At 74.5% G+C, this 16,180-nt stretch carries 12 protein-coding genes; 11 read left to right on the top strand and 1 reads right to left on the bottom strand.

Features of this window, described 5'->3' with window-relative positions; all coding sequences use genetic code 11:
• Positions 1–49 precede the first annotated feature (49 nt).
• The 6 genes from ACZ4SV_RS26200 to ACZ4SV_RS26175 all read left to right on the top strand — a co-directional run bounded on the left by ACZ4SV_RS26200 (position 50) and on the right by ACZ4SV_RS26175 (position 9,075).
• Positions 50–1,831 carry an N-acetylglutaminylglutamine amidotransferase gene (locus ACZ4SV_RS26200; protein ID WP_468006874.1) on the top strand — a complete coding sequence of 594 codons (1,782 nt, stop codon included), beginning with the start codon at positions 50–52 and terminating at the stop codon, positions 1,829–1,831.
• Entirely contained in the window at positions 1,807–4,062 is a 2,256-nt protein-coding gene (locus tag ACZ4SV_RS26195) for a S9 family peptidase (protein ID WP_468006872.1), read from the top strand. Before ACZ4SV_RS26200 ends, ACZ4SV_RS26195 begins: the two co-directional genes overlap by 25 nt.
• Before the next feature lie 104 nt (positions 4,063–4,166).
• Positions 4,167–6,050 carry a gamma-glutamyltransferase family protein gene (locus tag ACZ4SV_RS26190; RefSeq protein WP_468006870.1) on the top strand — a complete coding sequence of 628 codons (1,884 nt, stop codon included), beginning with the start codon at positions 4,167–4,169 and terminating at the stop codon, positions 6,048–6,050.
• A gap of 104 nt (positions 6,051–6,154) precedes the next feature.
• Entirely contained in the window at positions 6,155–7,000 is an 846-nt protein-coding gene (locus ACZ4SV_RS26185; RefSeq protein WP_468006868.1) for an inositol monophosphatase family protein, read from the top strand.
• Between the two features lie 87 nt (positions 7,001–7,087).
• Positions 7,088–8,506: a phytoene desaturase family protein gene (locus tag ACZ4SV_RS26180; protein ID WP_468006867.1), complete on the top strand. Its 1,419-nt coding sequence runs from the start codon at positions 7,088–7,090 to the stop codon at positions 8,504–8,506.
• Between the two features lie 44 nt (positions 8,507–8,550).
• A complete protein-coding gene (locus ACZ4SV_RS26175; RefSeq protein ID WP_468006865.1) occupies positions 8,551–9,075 on the top strand; it encodes an O-acetyl-ADP-ribose deacetylase in 525 nt (174 codons plus the stop codon).
• Between the two features lie 19 nt (positions 9,076–9,094).
• Here ACZ4SV_RS26175 and ACZ4SV_RS26170 read toward each other — a convergent pair whose 3' ends face one another.
• Positions 9,095–10,114, bottom strand: coding sequence for a LysR family transcriptional regulator (locus tag ACZ4SV_RS26170; protein ID WP_468006863.1), 1,020 nt, complete (start codon positions 10,112–10,114; stop codon positions 9,095–9,097).
• Positions 10,115–10,611: 497 nt separating this feature from the next.
• On the opposite strand from ACZ4SV_RS26170, the gene ACZ4SV_RS26165 reads away from it, so the two are divergent.
• From ACZ4SV_RS26165 to ACZ4SV_RS26145, 5 genes are all read left to right on the top strand, one after another.
• On the top strand, positions 10,612–11,604 hold the full coding sequence (locus ACZ4SV_RS26165) for an L-tyrosine/L-tryptophan isonitrile synthase family protein (RefSeq protein WP_468006861.1): 993 nt from the start codon (positions 10,612–10,614) through the stop codon (positions 11,602–11,604).
• 66 nt (positions 11,605–11,670) lie between these two features.
• A complete protein-coding gene (locus tag ACZ4SV_RS26160) occupies positions 11,671–12,480 on the top strand; it encodes a TauD/TfdA dioxygenase family protein (protein ID WP_468006859.1) in 810 nt (269 codons plus the stop codon).
• 57 nt (positions 12,481–12,537) lie between these two features.
• Positions 12,538–13,773: a styrene monooxygenase/indole monooxygenase family protein gene (locus ACZ4SV_RS26155; RefSeq protein ID WP_468006857.1), complete on the top strand. Its 1,236-nt coding sequence runs from the start codon at positions 12,538–12,540 to the stop codon at positions 13,771–13,773.
• Positions 13,770–14,912: an LLM class flavin-dependent oxidoreductase gene (locus ACZ4SV_RS26150; protein WP_468006855.1), complete on the top strand. Its 1,143-nt coding sequence runs from the start codon at positions 13,770–13,772 to the stop codon at positions 14,910–14,912. The genes ACZ4SV_RS26155 and ACZ4SV_RS26150 overlap by 4 nt, the downstream gene beginning before the upstream one ends.
• Entirely contained in the window at positions 14,909–16,162 is a 1,254-nt protein-coding gene (locus ACZ4SV_RS26145; protein WP_468006854.1) for a styrene monooxygenase/indole monooxygenase family protein, read from the top strand. Before ACZ4SV_RS26150 ends, ACZ4SV_RS26145 begins: the two co-directional genes overlap by 4 nt.
• Positions 16,163–16,180 lie beyond the last annotated feature (18 nt).

Genomic DNA, 16,180 nt, shown 5'->3' with positions numbered 1-16,180 from the left:
CCGCGCGCGGCCCGCGCGACACCTGCGCCCGGCGGGGAGGTGAGCGCGGATGTGCGGCCTGAGCGGAGAGATGCGCTTCGACGGCACGCGCCCCGACCTGGCGGCCGTCCAGCGGATGAACGACCGGCTCGCCGCCCGCGGACCCGACGGCGAGGGCATCTGGTCACGGGACGCCGTCGCGCTGGGGCACCGCCGTCTGAAGATCATCGACCTGTCCGAGCGCGGTGCCCAGCCGCTGACCGACACCGAGCAGCAGATCACCGGCGTCTTCAACGGGTGCATCTACAACTACAAGGAGCTGCGCGCGGAACTGACGGCCCTCGGCCACCGGTTCCGGTCCACCTCCGACACCGAGGTCGTCCTCACGGCGTACCGGCAGTGGGGCACCGACTGTGTCGACCACTTCCACGGCATGTTCGCCTTCGCCCTGGTCGAGCACCGGACCGGCCGGCTGGTCCTCGCCCGCGACCGGCTCGGCATCAAGCCCCTGTACCTGGCCCGGACCTCCGGACGGCTGCGGTTCGCCTCCTCGCTGCCCGCCCTGCTCGCGGCCGGCGACGTGGACACCTCGCTCGACCCGGTCGCCGTGCACCAGTACCTCAGCTGGCACGCGACCGTGGCCGTGCCCCGGACCGTGCTGGCGGGCGTGCGCAAGCTGCCCCCGGCCACCGTGCGGGTCGTCGAGCCGGACGGAACCCACCGGGACCACCGCTACTGGCAGCCGTCGTACACGCGCCGCCCCGAGCACGCCGGCATGGGCCCCGACGAGTGGCGGGACGCGGTCCTGGACGCCCTGCGCACCGCCGTGCGGCGGCGGATGGTCGCCGACGTCCCGGTCGGTGTCCTGCTGTCCGGCGGACTGGACTCCAGTCTGATCGTGGCCCTGCTGGCCGACGAGGGACAGCGGGACCTGGCCACGTTCAGCGTGGGCTTCGAGTCCGAGGGCGGCGACGAGGGGGACGAGTTCCGGTATTCCGACCTGGTGGCCAAGGAGTTCGCCACCGACCACCGGCAGCTCGTGGTTCCCTCGCGGCGCGTGTCGACGGCCCTGGACGCGGCGGTCGCGGCGATGAGCGAGCCCATGATGAGCCACGACGTGGTCGCCTTCCACCTGCTGTCCGAACAGGTCTCGCAGAACGTCAAGGTCGTGCAGAGCGGGCAGGGCGCCGACGAGGTCTTCGCCGGCTACCACTGGTACCCGGAGCTGGCCGCCGCGGCCCGCGAGGAGGAGCCGCGGCGCTATGCCGAGACCTACTTCGACCGGTCGCACGCCGACCTCGCCGCGATGCTGCACCCCGACATGCTGCCGCGCGAGGACGTCTCCGCCCGGTTCGTCGAGGAGCACATGGCGGCGCCCGGGGCCGAGACGGCGCTCGACGCGGCCCTGCGCCTCGACACCCACGTCATGCTGGTCGACGACCCGGTCAAGCGGGTCGACAACATGACGATGGACTGGGGCCTGGAGGCCCGCGTGCCGTTCCTGGACCACGAACTGGTCGAGCTGGCGGCCGCGTGCCCGCCGGAGCTGAAGCTGGCCGACGGCGGCAAGGGCATCCTGAAGGAGGTCGGCCGCAAGCTGCTGCCCCGTGAGGTGGTCGACCGGCCCAAGGGCTACTTCCCGGTCCCGGCGATCACCCACATGGCCGGACCCGTCCTGGAGAAGGTCAGTACGGCGCTGAACGCCCCCGAGGCGAAGCGGCGCGGCCTCTTCAAGGACGACTACATCGCCGAACTGCTGGCGGCCCCCGACCGACACCGCACCAAGCGCGGAGCGAACGCGCTGTGGCAAGTGGCTTTGCTGGAGATATGGCTGCAGACGCACGGAATCTGACGGGGGAGACCCTCGCGGTACGGCCGCCCGACGCCGGCACCACCGGTGCCGGGCGGCCGCCCGCCGCCCACCCCGGGCGGCCGCCCGCCGCCCACCCCGGGCGGACCGCCCCGCCGCCCCCGCCGCCCTCGGACGGCCGTACCGCCGCCTTCGCCGCGCCCGCCCGCGTCCCGCTGCCCGACGCCTCCGGGCCGCGCGACGCGACGACACGGCTCATCGCGCACGGCTGCTGGTACCCCTCGGCCGACCCGTCCGGCACCCAGGCCGCCTTCATCTGCGACCGGGGCGGCGTGCCCCAGCTCTGGGCCGGCCCCGTCGACGGCGAGGCCGTACGCCTGCTCGACGACGGACCCGACCCCGTCACGGAGGTGTCCTGGTCGCCCGACGGCCGCTGGATCGCCTACACCACGGCGCCCGGCGGCGGCGAGCACACCCGGGTGCTGTGCGTCCGCCCCGACGGCAGCGACCGGCACATCCTGGCCGGGGCCGAGCCGGGCAGCTCCGCCCACCTGGGCTGCTGGGCGCACGACGGCTCGGCGCTCGCGGTCACCGTCGCGGTCCCCACCGCCGTACCCGCCCCGGAGGCCACGGCGGAGGCCGCCGCGCCCGGCCCGGCCGACGCCCACCTGCCGGCCCACTGGCAGGGCCGCACGGGCGGCACGGGGCTGCTCGGCCCGGCACCCCACACGGACCCCGGACCCGCGCTGCCGTCCGGCCTGCTCACCGTGGGGACGACGGCGCTCGGCGCACCGGGCGGCAGGACCGCCCCGGCGGCCGGCTTCGGCGACGGACTGTCGGCGTACCTCGTCGACCCCGACGGCGCCGCCGCCCCCGTCCTGCTCGCCGTCGAGAAGGACGCGGCGACGCTCCGCGTGTGCGACCTCAGCCGCGACGGCGCGTTCGCGCTGCTGCGCCGGGGACCGCGCGGCCGGCGCGAGGCGGTCGTGCTGCGCACCGCCGACCACGAGCCGACCTGTGTGGTGCCGGTGGCCGACGGGGACCCGTGGATCGGCGGCTTCTCGCCCCGCGCGGACACCCTCTGGCTGCGCAGCAACGCCCACCGCGAGTTCGCGGTCCTGCTCGCCGCCGCACTGGACCCGCGGGGACGGGTGCGCGGCTGGTCGGTCGGCGCCGCGCGCGAGAACAGCGACCTGGAGCTGCTGCGGTGCGCCCGCGACGGCACCTTCGCCGTGCTCGCCTGGAACGTCCGCGGCATGAGCGAGGTGGAGGTCCTGGACACCGGCACCTCCGGCGCGGACACCGGCCCGCCCCGGCCCGTCGCCCTGCCGCACGAAGTGGTCACGCGGGTCACGGACGCCGGGCCCCGGCTGCTGCTGGCCCTGTCCGGGTCCCGCCGCCGCCCCGGCATCTGGTGGCTGCCCGGCGGCGCGAACCCGGTCCGCACCCCGTGGTCGTCCCGCGACGAGGACGCCGTGCCCCCGGGCCGCCCGCCCGTGCGGCCGGTCCCCCTGCGGCCCACCGCCCGCGACGGGCTGCGGCTGAACGGCTGGTACTACCGCGCCCCGGGGCGCGGGCCCGGCGAGCCGGCGCCCTGCGTCATCCACCTGCACGGCGGCCCCGAGGACCAGGAGCGTCCCGTCCTCGACCCGCTCTACCACGAGATCCTCGGGCGGGGACTGGACGTCTTCGCCCCCGACGTCCGCGGGTCCTCCGGATACGGCCGGTCGTTCGTCGACGCGGACCTGGGCAGGGGACGGCTCGCCGCGATCGACGACGTGGCGGACTGCGCCGCCCACGCGGTGCTGGCCGGCCTCGCCGATCCCGCCCGGCTGGCGGTGATGGGCCGCTCGTACGGCGGCTACCTCACGTTCGCCTCCCTGGTCTGGCACCCGGACCTCTTCCGCACCGGGGTCGCGGTGTGCGGCATGTCGGACCTCGGGACGTTCTTCGAGGGCACCGAACCCTGGATCGCCCAGTCGGCGGCCCACAAGTACGGCCACCCCGAACGCGACCGCGAACTGCTGCGGGCGCTGTCGCCGATGAGCCGCATCGACGCGCTCAGGGCCCCGGTGCTCGCCGTGCACGGCGAACACGACACCAACGTGCCGCCGGGGGAGTCCGAACAGTTCGTCCGGGCGGCGCGCGAGCGCGGTGTGCCGGCCGAACTGCTCACCCTCCACGACGAGGGCCACGAGTTCCTCCGCGCCGACAACCGCCGGCTCTTCCGCCGCGCCGCCGCCGACTGGCTGCAACGGCACCTGGGCACCTGACCGGCCGGGGGGTACCGGAGCCGGGCCCGACTGCCTAGATTCTCCCCAGAGCGGTCCGCGGCACCGACGGGACCGGCCGGCGCACGCGGACACCGAGGTGAGGGATGCAGTTCACCACCCGCCCCACGCTGCAAGGCACGTTCGGCATGGTCTCCACCACCCACTGGCTGGCCTCCCAGTCGGCGATGGCGGTGCTGGAGGACGGCGGCAACGCCTTCGACGCGGCCGTGGCCGGCGCGTTCGTGCTGCACGTCGTCGAACCGCACTTGAACGGCCCGGCCGGCGAGGTGCCGATCCTGCTCGCCCCGGCCGGCGGCGCCGTGCGCGTGCTGTGCGGGCAGGGCGTGGCCCCGGCGGGCGCCGCACCGGCCCACTACCGGCGGCTCGGGCTGGACCTCGTCCCGGGCACCGGACCGCTCGCCGCCGCCGTGCCCGGCGCCTTCGACGCCTGGCTGCTCCTGCTGCGCGACCACGGCACCAAGTCCTTCGACGACGTCCTGGCGTACGCCATCGGCTACGCCGAGCACGGGCACCCGCCGGTGGAGAACGTCGGCGCGGCCGTGGAGTCCGTACGCCGGCTGTTCGAGACCGAGTGGACCTCCTCGGCCCAGGTGTACCTGCCGGACGGCAGGGCGCCCCGGCCCGGCACCCTGCTGCGCAACCCGGCGCTCGCCGCCACCTGGAAGCGGCTGCTGGCCGAGACCGCGGGCGCGGGCGGCCGGGAGGCGCGGATCGACGCCGCGCGCGAGGTGTGGCGCACCGGCTTCATCGCCGAGGCCCTGCTGCGGCAGTCCCGGCGGCCCACCCTGGACACCAGCGGCGAACGGCACACCGGCACCCTCACCGCGGCCGACCTGGCCGGCTGGTCGGCGACCTACGAGACCCCGGTGACGTACGACTGGAACGGCTGGACCGTGTGCAAGGCCGGCCCCTGGAGCCAGGGCCCCGTCCTGCTCCAGCAGCTCGCCCTGCTCCCGCCCCGGCTGCCCGCGCCCGGCTCCGCCGACTACGTCCACCTGCTGATCGAGAACTGCAAACTCGCCATGGCCGACCGCGAGGCCTGGTACGGGGACGCCGCCGAGGTACCGCTCGCCGACCTGCTGTCGGACGCCTACAACGCCGGGCGGCGGGCCCTGGTCGGCGAGCGGGCCTCGTACGCCCTGCGGCCCGGCAGCCCCGGCGGGCGCGCCCCCCGGCTGCCCGCCCACGCCCACGCGCACGCGCCGGCGGGCGCCGCGGCCGGCTTCGACCCGATGGGCGCCGGCGAGCCGACCGTCGCGCCGCTGCCCGGCGCGCCGTCGCTCGCGGAGGCGACCGGACAGGCGCAGGTGACCGGCGCGGCGGAGACGGGCGCCGGGACGTGGGTCGGCGCCGACGGCTCCACCCGCGGCGACACCTGCCACCTGGACGTCGTCGACCGCTGGGGCAACATGATCGCGGCCACGCCCAGCGGCGGCTGGCTCCAGTCCAACCCCGTCGTCCCCGAACTCGGCTTCCCGCTCGGCACGCGTCTGCAGATGACCTGGCTGGAGGAGGGCCTGCCGGGCACCCTCACGCCCGGCCGCCGCCCGCGCACCACCCTCACCCCGTCCCTCGCGCTGCGCGACGGCGTGCCGGTCATGGCGTTCGGCACGCCCGGCGGCGACCAGCAGGACCAGTGGCAGCTGCACTTCTTCCTGGCCGCCGCGCTGCGTGACCCCGTCCGCGGGGGCCCGGACCTCCAGGGCGCCATCGACGCCCCCAACTGGCACAACGACAGCTTCCCCGGCTCCTTCCACCCGCGCCTTGGGCGCCCCGGCAGCGTGACCGTGGAGTCCCGCATGGACCCCGGCGTCGTCGCGGAGCTGCGGCGGCGCGGCCATGACGTCACCGTGGGCCCCGCCTGGTCCGAGGGACGGCTGTGCGCGGTGGCCCGGGACCCGGAGACCGGCGTCCTGTCGGCGGCGGCGAACCCGCGCGGGGCGCAGGGCTACGCGGTCGGCCGCTGACCGGCCCGTCCCGGCCGGGACCGGCCCCTGCTCTTCACCGCGACTCCACCTCCCGTCCACCCGGGCAGCGGGGATTGTCAGTGGGACGTGGTCTGATGGGAGGCATGATCGAAGAGACGGAGACCATCGAGGAGTTTCTCGCCCGCCGCTCGGCCGACGTGGAGGAGGCGGTCCGCAAGGCCGCCGCGGCCGAGATCCTGCCCCGCTTCCGCCGGCTCGCCGCGCACGAGGTGGACCAGAAGAGCGGCCCGCACGACCTGGTGACGGACGCCGACCGCCTCGCCGAGCTGCGGCTCGCCGAGGACCTCGGCGCGCTGCTGCCCGGCTCGGTGGTGGTCGGCGAGGAAGCGGTGCACGCCGACCCGGCGGTGTACGAGGCGCTCCAGGGCGACGCGCCGGTCTGGATCGTCGACCCGGTCGACGGCACCCGCCAGTTCGTCCACGGCGACGACGGCTTCTGCACCCTGGTGGCCCTCGCCCACCGCGGCACCGTGCTCGCCTCCTGGACCTACGCGCCGGCGCGCGAGCAGTTCGCCACCGCCGTGCGCGGCCACGGCGCCTTCCTGGACGGGCGGCGGCTGTTCGCGGGTCCGCCCGAGCCCGGCCGGGACCTGGCCGTCGCCACCTCCCACCCGTACTACACCACCGACGACCAGAAGCGCGCGCTGGGCGCCCTGCGCACCGCCGGCGTGGCCCCGCGCCCGTGCGGCTCCGCCGGCCTGGAGTACCTCGCCGTGGCCCGGGGCGAGTCGGACGCGGTCGCGTTCTCCTGGGAGGCCGCCTGGGACCACGCGGCCGGACTGCTCCTGGTCGAGGAGGCCGGCGGCGCCCACCTCACCCTGACCGGCGAGCCCTTCCGCATCACCGGCGGCAACACCCTGCCGTTCACCGCGGCCCGGGACGCGGCCACCGCCCGCCGGGTGGCCGGCCTGCTGCGCGGCGGGGTCTGACCGCCCGCGGCCACCCGGGCCGGGGAAGCGCCGTCGCCCGGCATATCCTGAGCCCGAATCGCCGTCGGCTGACGAAGGAGTCCGAAGGTGCCGTCGATGCTCGATGCGGTCGTGGTGGGTGCGGGACCGAACGGACTGACCGCTGCCGTGGAGCTGGCCCGCCGCGGCTTCTCCGTGGCCCTGTTCGAGGCGAAGTCCACCGTGGGCGGCGGCGCCCGCACCGAGGAGCTGACCCTGCCCGGCTTCCGGCACGACCCGTGCTCGGCCGCCCACCCCCTCGCCGTCAACTCCCCGGCGTTCCGCGCCCTGCCGCTCGACCGGTACGGCCTCGAATGGCTGCACGCGCCGCTGCCCATGGCCCACCCGTTCCCGGACGGCACCGCGGCCGTGCTGTCCCGCTCGGTCGCCGAGACCGCGGCCTCCTTCGGACCGCGCGACGCGGGCTCGTACCGCAGGCTGGTCGAGCCGCTCCTGGCCCACTGGGACACGCTCGTCCGGGACTTCATGTCCCTGCCGCTGACCGCGCTGCCCCGCGACCCGGTCACCCTGGCCCGGTTCGGCCTGGCCGGGCTCCCGCCGTCCACCTGGCTGATGCGCCGCTTCAAGGACGAGCGGATCAAGACCCTGTTCGCCGGCCTGGTCGCCCATGTGATGGCACCGCTGAACGGCCTGGCCACCAGCGCGATCGGACTGGTCTTTGCGCTCTCCGCGCACGCCCGCGGCTGGCCGGTGGCCCGCGGCGGCTCCCAGTCCCTCTCCGACGCCCTCGCCGCGTATCTGACCGACCTCGGCGGCGCGGTGCACACCGACTTCGAGGTCAAGCGCCTGGACGACCTGCCGCCGGCGCGCGCGTACGTCTTCGACACCTCGCCCGCCGCGCTCGCCCGGATCGCCGGCTTCGGCGACTACTACGCGCACTACCGCTACGGACCCAGCGTCTTCAAGATCGACTACGCGCTGGACGGTCCCGTGCCGTGGACCGCGCCCGAGGCCCGCGCCGCCGGCACCGTCCAGATCGGCGCGAGCCAGGCCGAGATCGGCACCGCGCTGCGCGCCGCCTCCCGGGAGGGACGCGCGCCCGAGAAACCGTTCATGATCACCGTGCAGCCGAGCGTGGCCGACCCGACCCGGGCCCCCGAGGGCAAGCACGTCTTCTGGGCGTACGGCCATGTGCCCAACGGCTGGTCCGGAGACCTCACCGACGCCATAGAACGCCAGCTGGAGCGCTTCGCACCCGGCTTCCGCGACCGCGTGCTCGCCCGCGCCACCGCCGGGCCCGCCGAGATGGCCGCCCGCAACGCCAACTACGTGGGCGGGGACATCGCCTGCGGCGCGGCCTCCGGCCTCCAACTGCTGCTGCGGCCCAGGCCGTCCCTGTTCCCGTACCACACCCCGCACCCGGCCGTCTTCCTCTGCTCCTCGGCCACTCCGCCGGGGCCCGGAGTGCACGGCATGTCCGGCCACAACGCGGCCAAGGCCGTCTGGCGGCGGCTGAGACAGGGCTGAACCGGCCCCGGTCCCGACCGCACCGACGCACAGGCGAGGCAGACATGACCACCATCACCCTGGTCCGGGGCGACCTCACCCGGCAGCACGCCGACGCCCTCGTCAACGCGGCCAACTCCGCCCTCCTGGGCGGCGGCGGGGTGGACGGCGCGATCCACCGCCGCGGCGGCCCCGCCATCCTCGCCGAGTGCCGCGCCCTGCGCGCCTCCCGGTACGGCAAGGGGCTGCCCACCGGCCAGGCGGTCGCCACCACGGCGGGCGACCTGGACGCCCGCTGGGTGATCCACACGGTGGGCCCGGTGTACCAGGGCCCGGGCACCGATCCCGCGCCGCTCGCCTCCTGCTACCGGGAGTCCCTGCGCGTCGCCGGCGGACTCGGCGCCCGGACGGTCGCGTTCCCGGCGATCTCCACCGGCGTCTACCGCTGGCCGATGGACGACGCGGCCCGGATCGCGGTGGAGACCGTACGCACCACCCCCACCACCGTCGAAGAGGTGCGCTTCGTCCTCTTCGACGACCGGGCCTACGAGGCGTTCGCCCGGCACCTCGGCGCACAGCGGACGGAGTGAGGCCGCGCGCGGCGCCCGGTCACCCCCGGGCCGGCGACGGCTCCTCCTCGGGCCGGCGCATGGTGCCCGGCGGCAGTCCGCCCTGGTCGCGCAGCCGGCGGCAGACGTCCACCAGCGCCCTGATGCCGCGGCAGTCCCCTCCGTCCCGCTCGGGCCACACCACGCCGAAGGTGCACGGCTCCAGGTCCGCCACCGTGCGGTAGCGGATGTCGGGCCGGGGGAACAGCTCCGCCGCCACGGCCGGCAGGAAGGCGACCGCGCCGTCGAAGGAGACGGCGGACAGCAGCGACTCGACCCGGCTCACGTGGTGGTCGCTGTAGCGCACGCGGCTGCCGTCCGGCCGGGGGTCCATGGCCCAGAAGCGCCGCTCCACGGAGGACACCCCCGGGGCCAGGCTCACCATCGGCCGGCCGGCCAGGTCCGCCAGCCGCAGCGTGGCCCGCCCGGCGAGCGGGTCGGTGGCCGACAGGCACACCACGCGCGGCTCGGTGGTGAGCGGTTCGGCGCAGAAGCCGTCCGGCACCGGCAGATAGGCGAAGGCCGCGTCGACCTTCCCGACCGACAGGGCCGTCGCCTGCTCCACCAGGTCCAGCACCTGGAAGTCGACTTCGAGACCGGGGTGCAGGGTGGTCAGGGTGGCGATGACCCGGCGGGTGGCCCCGAGCGCCGCGGCGCAGTCGGTCAGCCCGACCCGCAGCACGAGCCCGTGCTTGTCGTCCGAGGGCTGCCGCGCGGCGTGCCGGAGTTCGTCCGCGGCGCCCACCACGTTCCGTACGAGCGGAAGCAGTGCCTGGCCCAGCGGCGTCAGCTGCACCCTGCGGCTGGTGCGGGCGAACAACTGCACGCCGAGCCGGCGCTCCAGCGTGCGGATCTGCTGGCTCAGAGCGGGCTGGGTGAGGTACAGCCGAGCGGCGGCGCGGCCGAAGTGCAGTTCCTCGGCCAGTGTCAGCAGCGACCGCAGTTGGTGAACGGCAGGGTCGTCCGTGACCAGCATCGCCGGTGCCTCCCATCCGAGCGGAACGGATTGTGGATCCATCATGCATGCTAATCGATGAACGATTGCGCAGCTCCTCGCATTCACGGGAAGCTGTTGGCGCTTCGACGTGCTAGCGGGGGATTCCAGCCGGGCGAGACGGCGTTGGCCGAAAGCGATCGCCTCGGTTTTTCTTTTCAGCCTGACCGGATCACCGCGCACGCAGGGCGCTTGGCAGTTGCGCATGAGTGATCGTCGGTTCGGAGGCGGATGGGTCCACAGCGTCATGGGTCAGCGACCACGACAGGTCGGTGACCATGGCAAGGAGGTCCCGACGCCGTGCCGTCGCCGGTCGTCGAGCACCATCCGGACATGGGTCCGCGGATACGCGGGCGCCAACTCAGGAGCGGTGAAGTGAGAATTCGATCAGTGTTTCGTCCGCAATCCGTCCTGCCCGAACGGCGCGAGTCCGATTTCGCGCCCATACGCGCTTGTGCGATGGAGGAGTGTTGAACGAAAACATAACGGGGGCGTCACTCCCCGGGACGGTATCGCAGAGATTAATGGAACTGCTCGACCGTTACCGGCGGATCGACGAGACACTCGCGGCCGGCGACACGGAAGGCACGCCCGACGGCGACGACGGCACGGGCCACGGCACCACGACCGACCGGACCACGACGGCCCGGACCACGGCGGGCATGGGCTGCGCCGACGTCCACCGGGCGCGCATCGAGCGCTTCGTCGAGCGCCGGGAACCGATCCACTTCGTCATCCCCGCGTTTCCCGCGAAATCGCCGAACCGCAGCAAGGTGTTGGGCGCGCTGCCCGATCTCGGGGAAAATCTGGCGCTCGGTTTCCTCCAGTCGCTGTGCGACTACATCGGGCACTTCTACGAGCCGGGCGCCCGGATCACCATCTGCTCCGACGGCCACGTCTTCGGTGACGTCGTCGGCGTCACGGACCGCGCCGTGACGGAATACCGGCAGGCCCTGGCAGAGATGATCACGGAGTCGGGCTTCGCCTCGCTCGACCTCTTCGGCCTCGACGACGCCTTCGGCACCGCCGACTACCCGAAGCTGCGCCGCCTGCTGGAGGAGAACTACTGCGCGCCCCTGACGGAGCTGCGCGACAAGGTGCGCGCGGACCGCACCACCCAGGCGCTGTTCAACGGCATCCACCGGTTCATGTTCGAGGACGCGGTGGCACGGCGCGGCGAGCAGGTCACCCGCAGCCAGCTCCGCAAGGACTCCAAGGAGACGGCGTACCAGACCATCCTGCGCAGCAACGCGTGGAGCCGGGTCGTCGCCGAGAAGTTCCCGCAGGCGGTACGGCTGTCCATACACCCCCAGCCACCGGACTCGGACAAGCTGGGGCTGCGCCTGCTGCGCACGAAGGACGGCTGGCTGACCCCCTGGCACGGCGTGGTCCTGGACGACGGCGTCAACCGGTACCTGGTCCGGCGGTGGGACGCCGAGAAGGTGCACGGCTCCGTCGTCTGGCGCAACGGCCGTCCCAGCCACTTCGTGGCGCCGCACCTGTCCGTGACCGCCTGAGGCGGTGTCCGGCCGCGGCGCGCGAGCGCGCCGCGTGGACGCACACCCAGAAAGGAACACCACGACATGACGATGTCGACGCCTGCCCTCAGGACGCTGAAGCACACCCCGCTGCGCCCCTTCGGCCGGGTGATCGAGGCTCCGGGCGGTGACACACCGGTCAGCGCCGTCCCGGTGGACACCCTGGCGCGCTGGACCGAGGAGTCCCGCGTGCTCGTGCTGCGCGGCTTCCGGCTCATGGGCACCCAGGAGTTCGCCGACTACTGCCGCCAGTGGGGCGAGGTACTGAAGTGGGAGCCGGGGGAGGTCATCGACCTGATCGTCGAGGACAACCCGCGCAACTACCTGTTCGCCAGCGGCGACGTGCCGTTCCACTGGGACGGCGCCTTCGTGGAGGCCGACCCGCGCTACTTCTTCTTCCAGTGCCTGGACGCGACCGCGGGCGCCGGCGGGGAGACCGTCTTCTCGGACACCACGGCCGTCTACCGGGACGCCGACGCCGCCGAGCGCGAGCGCTGGGAGCGGATCAGCGTCACCTACACCACCGAGAAGATGGTGCACTACGGCGGCGAGGTCACCGAGCGGCTCGTCGCCCAGCACCCCGGAACCGGCGTGCCCGTGCTGCGCTTCGCCGAGCCGCTGGACCCGGCCGTCTACAAGAACCCGGTGTCCGTGCACGTGGACGGCGTCGACGCCTCGGAGGCCGACGCGTTCGTCGCCTCCCTCGCCGAGCGGCTGCACCGCCCCGAGTACTGCTACGCCCACGACTGGCGCAAGGGCGACATCCTGATCGCCGACAACTTCGCGCTGGTACACGGACGCAACGCCTTCTCCGGGCCGACCGCCCGCCATCTGCAACGGGTCGAGGTCATCTGACCCTCCCGGCAGCGTCCCGAAAGAGGCAACCGTTCCCAGCACAGGTGGAGCTAGAGCATGAGTATCGGCATCGTGGGCACCGGCATCTCGGGCCTGCACCTGGCCCTGAGACTGCGGCAGTTCGGTATCGACGCCACCCTGTACACGGCTCAGGACCCGGACGGCATCCGCAGCGGACCGCCGTTGAACTTCGTCACCCGGTTCCACTCCACCCGGGAACGGGAGCAGGCGCTCGGCCTGACCGAGTGGGCTTCCGACGCGTACGACAACGCCTGGATGCACCTGTCCGTCGAGGCACCCGGCGGACCGTCGTTCCGCGCCGAACTGCCCCACCCGGCCAGCTCGGTCGACTTCCGGATGTACCTCGCCGCGCTGCTCCAGGAGTACCAGCGGCGCGGCGGGGACACGGTCCGGCGGCAGATCACCGACCGGGCCGGCCTGGCCCGGCTGGCCGAGGCGCACGACCTGGTGGTGGTCGCGGCCGGCCGGGGCGGACTGGGGGACACGTTCCCGCGCGACCCGGCCCGCTCGCCCTACCGGGAGGCACCGCGCCACCTCGCCGGCGGGCTCTTCCACGGCGTCCGGCCGCCCGAACCGCCGGGCATGACCATGCACATGCTGCCCGGGGCCGGCGAGATCCACGCCCCGACCTACCACTCCTTCGCCGGACAGGTGACGGCGGTGCTGGTCGAGGCGGTGCCGGGCGGCCCGCTGAGCGCGGTCACCGACCACGACCACGACGACCCCGGACGCTTCACCAAGGAACTGCTGCACCTGATCGCCGCGCACGCACCCGCGCTGCACGCCCGGATCGACGAGCGGGAGTTCGCCCTGACCCGCCCCGTGGACATGCTCCGCGGCGCCGTGCCGCCGATGGTCCGGCACGGCTGGGCCCGGCTCACCGACGACCGCTACGCGCTGGCGATCGGCGACGCCTGGATCACCAACGACCCGCTCACCGCCCAGGGCGCCAACCTCGGCTCCCGGCTCGCCTTCCACCTCGCCGACGCCCTGCGGGCGCACGGCGGGGCCTACGACGAGGCGTTCTGCCGGACGGTGTCGGAGCAGATGTGGGCGGCGGCCCGGCCCGTCGTGGACTGGACGAACCAGTTCATCGGCCCGCCCCCGGAGCGGATGGGCACCCTGCTGACCGCCGCCGCGGCCGACCAGCGGGTGGCGGACGCCTTCGTCGCCCGTCTGGACGACCCGGCCGCCATGTGGCGGGCCGTCGGCAGCGAGCAGGGCACCGAGGAGTTCATCGCACAGGCACAGTCAGTGAGGAGCACGGTATGAAGGTGCAAGTCGGTCTGGTCTGGGACGCGGTCGGGCGGATCGAGGGCGGCCGGCAGCTGCTCCAGGTCGCCCGGCAGGCGGGTGCGGACACCTTCCTCGTCTTCGACCACCTCGTCAACGTCTTCCCCCGGCAGGCCTGGGACACCGATTTCAGCTACGCCGCCGCGGAGCTGCCCACCCCCGACCGCTGCCTGGACTTCGCCACGGTCCTCGGCAACCTCGCCCCGGGGGCCGGTCCGGTACGGCTCGCCGTCGGCGTCACCGACCCGCACCGCCGGCACCCGGCCGTGCTCGCCCAGACGGCGCTGACCCTGGCCCAGCTCACCGAGCAGGCACCGGTGCTCGGCATCGGCGCGGGCGCGCTGGAGAACCTGGTCCCGTTCGGGGTGGCCCACGACGACCAGGTGGGCCGGGTCGAGGAGGCGCTGCGCGTGCTGCGGCTGCTCCTGTCCGGTGAGGGCCCGCACGACTTCCAGGGCCGGTACTTCACCCTCGACCGGGCGATCATGGGACTGCCCGCGCCCGAGGGACGTACGCCGCTGATCTGGCTGGGCGCCAACCACCGGCGGATGCTGACCCTGGCCGGCCGCTACGCCGACGGCTGGCTCCCCTCGGAGCTGATGAGCCCCGACGAGTACGCCCGGCGGCTGGCCGTGGTCCGCGCCGCCGCCGCGGACGCCGGCCGGGACCCCGGCGCCGTGCTGCCCGCGGGCGGTGTCCCGATCGTGGTCGCGGAGACCGACGCGGCCGCCCACGAACTGCTGCGCGCCACCCCGATCCGCTTCCTGGCCCTGCACGCCGGCGCCCGGGCCTGGCGCCGGCACGGCGCCGCCCACCCCTTCGGGGAGCACTACCGGGGCCTGGTGGAACTGCTCCCGCACCTGCTGACCCGGCAGGAGGTCGCCCGGGCGCTGGCGGCCGTCCCCGAGGAGGTCGTCGCCGACCAGGTCATCGTCGGCAGCCGGGAGACCGTGCTCAAGCGGATCGGCGAACTGCTCGACGCCGGGATGCGCCACCCCATGCTGATCCCCGCCTCCGCCCTCGCCTCGCCCGAGGCCGCCGGATACACGGTGGAGTCCGTCGGCTGGCTCACCAGCCGGCTGCGCTCCGGGGCGGGCGCCGAGGAGGTGTCCGCATGAGCGTCGGCATCGTCGGCTCCGGCATCTCCGGGCTGCAACTGGCGCTGCGCCTGCGGCAACTGGGCGTGCCGGCCACCGTGTACTCGGAGCACGACATCGACGGCCTGCGGACCGGCCGGCCGCGCAACTTCCCCGCCCGGTTCGGCCGCACCCAGCAGCGGGAGCGCGAACTCGGCGTCTTCGACTGGGACTTCCCCGACGCCCAGGTCCAGCACTGGGCGGTCACCGCGCACCCCGGGGGAGGGGAGCCGCCGCTGCGGTTCCTGGCCGGCCTGGAGCCGCCCTCCAGCGTCGTGGACTTCCGCATCTACCTGCCGCACCTGCTGTCCGCGTGGGTCGAACGCGGCGGCGAACTGGTCACCGGCGAGCACGAGGTGGCGGACCTGGCGGCCCGCCACGACCTCCTGGTCGTCGCCAACGGCAGCCGCTCGATGCGGGGGCTGTTCCCGGCCGACCCCGGCCGCTCGCCGTACACCACGCCGCAGCGCGTGCTGTGCGCCGGGATCTACCACGGCATCGCCGAGGAGGTGCCGCACTCCCTCGACATCCACTTCCTGCCCGGCGCCGGCGAGATCCTGCGGCTGCCGTTCTACTCGACGGCCGGGCGGGCGGACGTCCTCGCCTTCGAGGCCGTACCGGGCGGCCCGCTGGAAGCCGTCTGCCACGTCGACGCCGGCGCCGACCCGGCCGGCTTCCACCGGCAGGTCCTCGACCTGGTCGCCGAACACGCCCCCGACCTGCGGGAACGCCTCGACACCCGGGCGTTCACCCTGACCGGCCCCGGCGAACTCGCCCAGGGGGCGATCACCCCGGTGGTCCGCCGGGGCTGGGCGCGGCTCGACGACGGCACCTGCGCCCTGGCGATCGGGGACGCCTGGATCACCAACGACCCGCTCACCGCCCAGGGCGCCAACCTCGGCTCGCACACCGCCTTCGCCCTGGCCGACCTCCTCGCCGGCGCCACGGGCCCCTTCGACGAGGCGTTCTGCCGTACGGCCTCCGCGCGGCTGTGGGAGCACGCTCGGCACGTCGTGGAGTGGAGCAACGCCTTCCTCCAGCCGCCGGCACCGCACGTGGCCGGACTGCTCGGCCGGGCGGCGGCGGACAAACGGATCGCCGACGCCTTCGTCAGCCGCTTCAACGACCCCGTCGCGATGTGGCGCACCCTCTCCAGCCCCGAGGGCGTGGCCGCCTTCGTCGCCGGCTGCGAGACCGCCGCGCCCGCACCGGTCGGCGCGCAGGGCGGCTGACCACAACCGGCCACCGCC

It is taken from the genome of Streptomyces sp. NPDC027672 (assembly GCF_055566335.1).
Note: the sequence above shows the minus strand (reverse complement) of the source record. Positions and strands in the feature narration are given on the sequence as shown.

Bases quoted from the DNA above. Each gene is read 5' to 3' on its own strand.
- ACZ4SV_RS26145 (WP_468006854.1), top strand. From the start codon at position 14,909: ATGAGCGTCGGCATCGTCGGCTCCGGCATCTCCGGGCTGCAACTGGCG.
- ACZ4SV_RS26195 (WP_468006872.1), top strand. From the start codon at position 1,807: ATGGCTGCAGACGCACGGAATCTGACGGGGGAGACCCTCGCGGTACGG.
- ACZ4SV_RS26200 (WP_468006874.1), top strand. From the start codon at position 50: ATGTGCGGCCTGAGCGGAGAGATGCGCTTCGACGGCACGCGCCCCGAC.
- ACZ4SV_RS26160 (WP_468006859.1), top strand. From the start codon at position 11,671: ATGACGATGTCGACGCCTGCCCTCAGGACGCTGAAGCACACCCCGCTG.
- ACZ4SV_RS26175 (WP_468006865.1), top strand. From the start codon at position 8,551: ATGACCACCATCACCCTGGTCCGGGGCGACCTCACCCGGCAGCACGCC.
- ACZ4SV_RS26165 (WP_468006861.1), top strand. From the start codon at position 10,612: ATGGAACTGCTCGACCGTTACCGGCGGATCGACGAGACACTCGCGGCC.
- ACZ4SV_RS26155 (WP_468006857.1), top strand. From the start codon at position 12,538: ATGAGTATCGGCATCGTGGGCACCGGCATCTCGGGCCTGCACCTGGCC.
- ACZ4SV_RS26170 (WP_468006863.1), bottom strand. From the start codon at position 10,114: ATGATGGATCCACAATCCGTTCCGCTCGGATGGGAGGCACCGGCGATG.
- ACZ4SV_RS26190 (WP_468006870.1), top strand. From the start codon at position 4,167: ATGCAGTTCACCACCCGCCCCACGCTGCAAGGCACGTTCGGCATGGTC.
- ACZ4SV_RS26185 (WP_468006868.1), top strand. From the start codon at position 6,155: ATGATCGAAGAGACGGAGACCATCGAGGAGTTTCTCGCCCGCCGCTCG.
- ACZ4SV_RS26150 (WP_468006855.1), top strand. From the start codon at position 13,770: ATGAAGGTGCAAGTCGGTCTGGTCTGGGACGCGGTCGGGCGGATCGAG.